We start from the raw sequence: 6,173 nt of genomic DNA on the forward strand, positions 1-6,173 counted from the left end.
GGTACTCTCCCCCGCGTGTCCAACCATCGTCGCGGGCTGGCAGGCGGTCAATGCGCGGTGCGGTCCATTGCGGACACTCGGCCGCGGATACGGAAACCCGCAACACCGCGTGCCGGCCACGTGCCGTGGACGCAGGGGCAGACGTGACGGGAGGCCCGGTGCCAGCCCGCCCCGCGCCTCCCGTCCGCTTCCTGGTCGCGACCACCGCGCCCGGTGAGCAGAAGACGTCGCCTCCGGACCGCAGAGGCGACGTCTTCTGCTCACTCGATGCGCGCAGCCGCTCAGTTCCGGGCCGCACCCTCCGTCGCGAACGCCGCACGCAGCGCCGTCGCGAGGTCGGCCACGTGCGGTTCCCGCAGCAGCGAGCTGTGCTCGGCCGCGATCCGCACGGTCTCGGTCCGCCCGCGCAGCAGCGCGGACCAGCCGGTCGCGTCCGGGTTCGCATCGGCGAGCACGTACGTCGCCCGTCCGTGGAACGGCGTCGGGTGGTGCCGCCGGGTGACGAGCTCGGCCTGGTCGAAGAAGGCGTCGAAGTCCTTCTGCCCGCCGTGCCGCAGCACGCCAGCGCTGTAGGCCCGCGCGCGCTTCGCGACGTGCTCGCCCCACGACATGCCGGACGGCATGACCCGCCGGACGGCCCCGGCGAGGCGCTGGCCGACGACACGGACGGCGGGGTTGCGGTGTTCGCGGGGCTCGAGCCGTCCGAAGTGCTTCCGGACTCCCTCGGCCCCGGTCCGCGGCAGGTAGGTGTCCAGCAGCGCGACGTGCTCGACCTGCTCGCCGCTCTCGGTGAGCAGCCGGGCGATCTCGAGCGCGATCAGTCCGCCGAGCGAGTGGCCGACCAGCAGGTACGGTCCGCGCGGCTGCACGATGCGCATCAGGGCGACGTACCGGCGGGCGCTGGCCTGGATGCTCCAGTCCGGCATGCCCCGATGCTCGAGGCCGTGCTGCTGGAACGCGTACACGTCGTGCTCGGGCAGGTAGCGGGACAACGGTAGGAACGTCAGGGCGAGCGCTCCACCGCCGGCGAAGCAGAACACCGGCGGGCGGCCGGACTCGCGCGCGCCGGACACCTTGACCACGTCGGGGTGGCTCGGCAGCGCCGTCGTGCCGCTCCGCACCCGTCGGGCGAACGCCCGGAGCGTGGGGTGCTGCAGGACGTCCGACGAGCGCAGGTCGATGCCGAGACGGGTCTGCACGAGCGCGAGCATCTCCTCCGCCGACAACGAGTCGCCGCCGAGGGCCGAGAAGTCCTCGTCGAGGTGGACGCCGCGCAGGCCCAGCACCTCGGCCCAGATCTGCCCGACCACGAGCTCCCACTGGTCGTACTCGCCCTCGACCATCTCGGTCTCGATGCTCGGCGCACCCGGGAGCTCGGCCCGGTCGACCTTGCCGCGTTCGTTCCGCGGCAGCCCGGTCATCGGCACGATCGACGCCGGCACCATGTACTCCGGCAGGCGGTCCCGCAGGGCCAGGCGCAGGGCCGCGGGCGCGGGCGTGCGCTGGCCCGGACGGCCGACGACGTACGCGACGAGGCGGGTGACGGCGGGCGGGTCGACCTGCGCGGTGACGACGGCGTCGTGCACCTCGGGGATCGCGCGGAGCGCCGCCTCGACCTCGCTCGGTTCCACGAGGTACCCGCGGACCTTGACGGCGTCGTCGGAGCGTCCGAGCAGCACGAGCCGGCCGTCCGGCTCGATCCGGGCCAGGTCGCCCTGGCGCCAGGTCGGCGTGCCGTCGTCGGTGCGTCCGGCGCGCTCGGCGGTCTTCTCCGGGGCACCCCAGTACCCGGCGGTCAGGCCCTGGGAGACGATCACGAGTTCGCCGGTCTCCCCCGGGTCGGCGGGGCTGCCGTCCTCGCGCAGCACGAGCACCTGCTTGCCGGGCAGCGGCCACCCCGCGGGCACGACGCCCACGGGCACCGGGGCACCGGGCTCCACGGGGCAGTAGGCCACGCAGCCGGTCTCGCTCGACCCGAAGGCGTTCAGCAGCAGGGTCGTCGGGTCGAGGTGCGGTCGGGCGGCGGCGATGTCGGCGCCGGTCACCGCCTCGCCGGTGGTCATCAGGAAGCGGAGGCCGCCGAGCGCGGGGCCCGCCCCGGACGCCTGCGCCCCGGGAGCCGTCTGCGAGCCGACGATCGAGCGCAGCAGGTGCGGGGTGCAGACGAGGACGTTCACGCCGTCGGCGGAGAACCGTGCGAGCAGGCGTTCGACCCCGAGCTCGCGGGGCTCGAGGAGCACGACGCTGCCGCCACTCAGCAGGGTGTCGAACGAGAACAGCAGACCGGCGGCGAACGACAGCGGCAGGACCACGCCGAGGCGGTCGCCGGGTCCGGTGCCGAGGGCGACGGCGTCCTGCTCGGCGTTCGCGAGCTGCTGCCGGTGCGTCAGGACGACGCCCTTCGGCATGCCCGTCGAGCCGGAGGTGAACACGATCGCGAACGCGTCGTGGCCGCCCGGGCGGGTGCCGGTCGCGTCGGCCGCTGTGTCCGTCTGCGTCTCGCTGCCCGCGGTCTCGCCGCGTCGTTCGATCAGCTCGTCGAGTGCGTGCACCCGGCCGTCCCGGTCGGCGACGACGGTCGCCGCCAGGTCGGCGCGCGCGGTGTCCGCCACGATCTCGTCGACCCCGGCGAGCTGCGCGACGTGCCCCAGGCGGACCGCTGGCAGGTGCTCGTCGAGCACCACCACGGTGCGCCCCGCGCGGACGAGCGCCAGGATCGCGACGACGGCCTCGGTGGTCTGGCCGGCCATGATGCCGACCGGCTTCGATGCCCCACCGGCCGCGGCGCCGACGCCGGCACCACTGTGGTCGTCGGGTCGGAGCTCGGCCCCGAGCACCGACGCGAGGTCGCGCGCCGCCCGGTCCGCCTCGCTGAACGTGTAGGGACGGCCGTCCCCGGCAAGAGCAGCGGCGTCGCCGTGGAGCGCGACCACACGGTCCCAGCGGTCCAGGACGGAGTGGTCGTCGGCCAGCGGGATCGCGGCGCGGTGGGTCCAGTGCTCGGTCGTCGTCAGCGGGTCGGCAGAGGTCACGATGACACCTCGGATGCTCGTCGGCGGGCCGCCGCGGGTCCCGCGCCGGTCCTGCGACGGTACGTCCGACGCGGTACGGCCCACGAGCCGTGTCGCGCGGGGTGCGGGGTCACGCAACCCGACCGGGAGGCCCGGCGCACCTCCGCCAGCGTGCTCGGCCCCCGCACGGGGACGGTCCAGGGCCGCGGGTGGCCCGGGTGGGCGCGGAGCATCGTGCGGTTCCGCGCAACCTCGGAATGCGCAGTCCGGAGCCTGTGGATCGCCGATGGAGGCGATGGCGGCGCACGAGTCCGGAGACGAGAACAGCCCCCGGGGATCCCGGGGGCTGTTCTTCGAGTGCTGGGGTACCTGGACTCGAACCAAGAACGACGGTACCAGAAACCGCTGTGTTGCCAATTACACCATACCCCAAAAGGCCTGCTGGCCTTCTGTCCCCGTTGTCCGGGGCACGATCAACTACTGTACAGCATCCCGGAGGTCCACGAGACCACCCACGAGGTCTCGGTGCACTGCCGCGGCCGTCGTGGCACCGTGCCCGGCGGCGACGATGAGCTGCTCCGGCCCGGGAGGGGTCACGTCCCCCACTGCGTACAGCCCGGGAACGGTGGTCCGACCGACCCGGTCGACGACGAGGAGTCCGTGGGCATCGCGCTCCGGTGCCGTCGGCGCACCGGGCGTGTCGGTGCGCAGCCAGTCGAGGTCGGCGTGCCACGTCGGCCGGACGAACCCGCCGGTCCGCGGCTCCACGTGGCCGTCGACCAACCGGACCCCGGTCATGCCGGTCCGGTCGCCCTCGAGGTCCTCGATCACTCGTTCGTCGACCACGACACCGGCACGTGCCAGCCGGGCTCGCCCCGCGTCGTCGAGCGGGGCGACACCGTTCGTGTACACGATGAGGTCGTCGGCCCACGCCGCGATGAGCAGTGCCCGGTCCACGACGTCGTCGGTCTCGCAGATGAAGGCGAGGGGCTCCCCCGCCTTCTCGTACGCATCGCACTCGACGCAGCTGTGCACCGCGGTGCCGTAGAACGCACGGAGCATCGGCAGTGCCGGGAACTCCTCGCGCAGTCCCGTGGCGACGACGACGGTCCGCGCCCGCGCTTCCACCTCGGCACCGCGCCAGGTCCCGTGCAGCCGCCAGCCGTCGACGTCGGGGGCCACCAGGTCGACCACGGCCTGCACGATCGTCGCCTCGGGGTACCCCTCGACCTCGGCGCGACCGAGCTTCCGGAGCTCGAGCGGGGATATCCCGTCCCGCGTCAGGAAGCCGTGCGACCGCAGGGTCGCGGCGTTGCGTGGCCGGTTGGCGTCGACGAGGAGCACCGTGCGCTTCGCCCGCACCAGGTTGAGCGCAGCGCTCAAGCCGGCCGGCCCGGCGCCGATGACCGCGACGTCGTGGACGACCGGGGTACTCGGCGCGTCCGTGGGTCCTGCAGCGCTTCCCGCGGTGCTCATCGTTCGCCGTTCAGCGGGCCGCGAGGGCGCGGAGCCGCGTCAGGGTGGACTCCTTGCCGAGGATCTCCATCGACTCGAAGAGCGGCGGGCTGATCCGGCGTCCGGACACCCCCACGCGCAGCGGACCGAAGGCGACCCGGGGCTTCAGCCCGAGGTCGTCGATGAGCGCCGTGCGGAGGGCACCCTCGATCGCCTCGGTGCGCCAGTCGTCGAGCTGCTCGAGCGCTGCGATGCCGGCCGTGAGCACGGCGCCGGTGTTGCCCTTGAGCGATGCCAGTGCGTCGTCCTCGACCACCAGGTCGGCGTCGGCGGTGAACAGGAACCCGAGCATCGCCGGGGCCTCACCGAGCAGCTGCATGCGCTCCTGGACGAGCGGCGCTGCCTTCGTCAGGACCTCGGTCTGCTCCGCGGTCGGCGGGTCGGCGACGAGGTCGGTCAGGTACGGCAGGAGCCGGGAGCGGAAGTCCGACGGCTCGAGCAACCGGATGTGGTCGCCGTTGATCGCCTCGGCCTTCTTGTGGTCGAAGCGCGCCGGGTTCGGGTTGACGTCGGTGACGTCGAACGCCGCCACCATCTCGTCGATCGAGAAGACGTCGCGGTCGGCACCGATCGACCACCCCAGCAGGGCCAGGTAGTTGACGAGCCCCTCGGGGATCATGCCGGCGTCGCGGTGGTGGAACAGGTTCGCCTCGGGGTCGCGCTTCGAGAGCTTCTTGTTGCCCTCGCCCATGACGTACGGCAGGTGACCGAACACCGGGATCGCCGGTGCGAGCCCGATCTCGTACAGCGCCTCGTACAGGGCGATCTGCCGCGGGGTCGACGACAGCAGGTCCTCGCCGCGCAGGACGTGCGTGATGCCCATCAGGGCGTCGTCCACCGGGTTCGTGAACGTGTACAGCGGCTTGCCGTTCGGCCGGACGACCACGAAGTCCGGGAACGTCCCCTGCTTGAAGGTGATCTCGCCACGGACAAGGTCGTCGAAGCTCAGGTCACGGTCCGGGACCCGGAGTCGCAGCGCCGGCTCACGGCCCTGGTCGCGGAACGCCTGACGCTCGTCGTCGGACAGGTCCCGCTCGTGGTTGTCGTAGCCCTGCTTCGGATCGCGCCCGGCAGCCTTGTTGCGGGCCTCCATCTCCTCGGGCGTGACGAAGGACTCGTAGATGTGCCCGGACGCCTTGAGCTTCGCGATGACGTCGTCGTAGATCGCGGTCCGCTCCGACTGCCGGTACGGTCCGTGCTCACCGCCGGCGTCGACGCCCTCGTCCCAGTCCAGCCGGAGCCAGCGCAGGCCGTCGAGGATCTGCGCGTAGGACTCTTCGCTGTCCCGCGCGGCGTCGGTGTCCTCGATGCGGAACACCAGCTTGCCGCCAGTGTGGCGTGCGTACGCCCAGTTGAAGAGCGCCGTGCGGATGAGCCCCACGTGCGGGGTCCCCGTCGGGCTCGGGCAGAAACGGACGCGGATCTCGGACCCGGAAGCAGTGGTGAATGGCGCAGTCATGACCCGCCAATGCTACCGTCACGCCCTGCTCGAGCGACCCGTGAACGCAGAAAACCCCTGACCAGTGCTGGTCAGGGGTTCCCTGGTGTTGCAACGTTAAGTCCGGCGGCGTCCTACTCTCCCACAAGGTCCCCCTTGCAGTACCATCGGCGCTGAGAGGCTTAGCTTCCGGGTTCGGAATGTGACCG

At 72.4% G+C, this 6,173-nt stretch carries 3 protein-coding genes, 1 tRNA gene and 1 rRNA gene; all 5 read right to left on the bottom strand.

Annotated elements, in window-relative coordinates; all coding sequences use genetic code 11:
• Positions 1-281: 281 nt before the first annotated feature.
• Positions 282-3,032, bottom strand: a complete 2,751-nt coding sequence (locus EDF51_RS19795; protein ID WP_166673489.1) for an alpha/beta fold hydrolase — start codon at positions 3,030-3,032, stop codon at positions 282-284.
• A 339-nt stretch (positions 3,033-3,371) separates the two neighbouring features.
• A tRNA-Gln gene (locus EDF51_RS04570) sits at positions 3,372-3,443 on the bottom strand.
• Positions 3,444-3,488: 45 nt separating this feature from the next.
• The gene (locus EDF51_RS04575; RefSeq protein WP_132100181.1) at positions 3,489-4,487 is read right to left on the bottom strand and encodes an NAD(P)/FAD-dependent oxidoreductase; all 999 of its coding nucleotides are present in this window, start codon (positions 4,485-4,487) and stop codon (positions 3,489-3,491) included.
• Between the two features lie 10 nt (positions 4,488-4,497).
• Positions 4,498-5,985 (bottom strand): glutamate--tRNA ligase, encoded by a 1,488-nt coding sequence (gene gltX / locus EDF51_RS04580; RefSeq protein WP_134193969.1) that lies wholly within the window; start codon positions 5,983-5,985, stop codon positions 4,498-4,500.
• Positions 5,986-6,085: 100 nt separating this feature from the next.
• Positions 6,086-6,173 (bottom strand): 5S ribosomal RNA (rrf, locus tag EDF51_RS04585); the annotation flags it as partial.

It is taken from the genome of Curtobacterium sp. PhB25 (assembly GCF_004365375.1).
In the GTDB taxonomy this organism is placed as follows: domain Bacteria; phylum Actinomycetota; class Actinomycetes; order Actinomycetales; family Microbacteriaceae; genus Curtobacterium.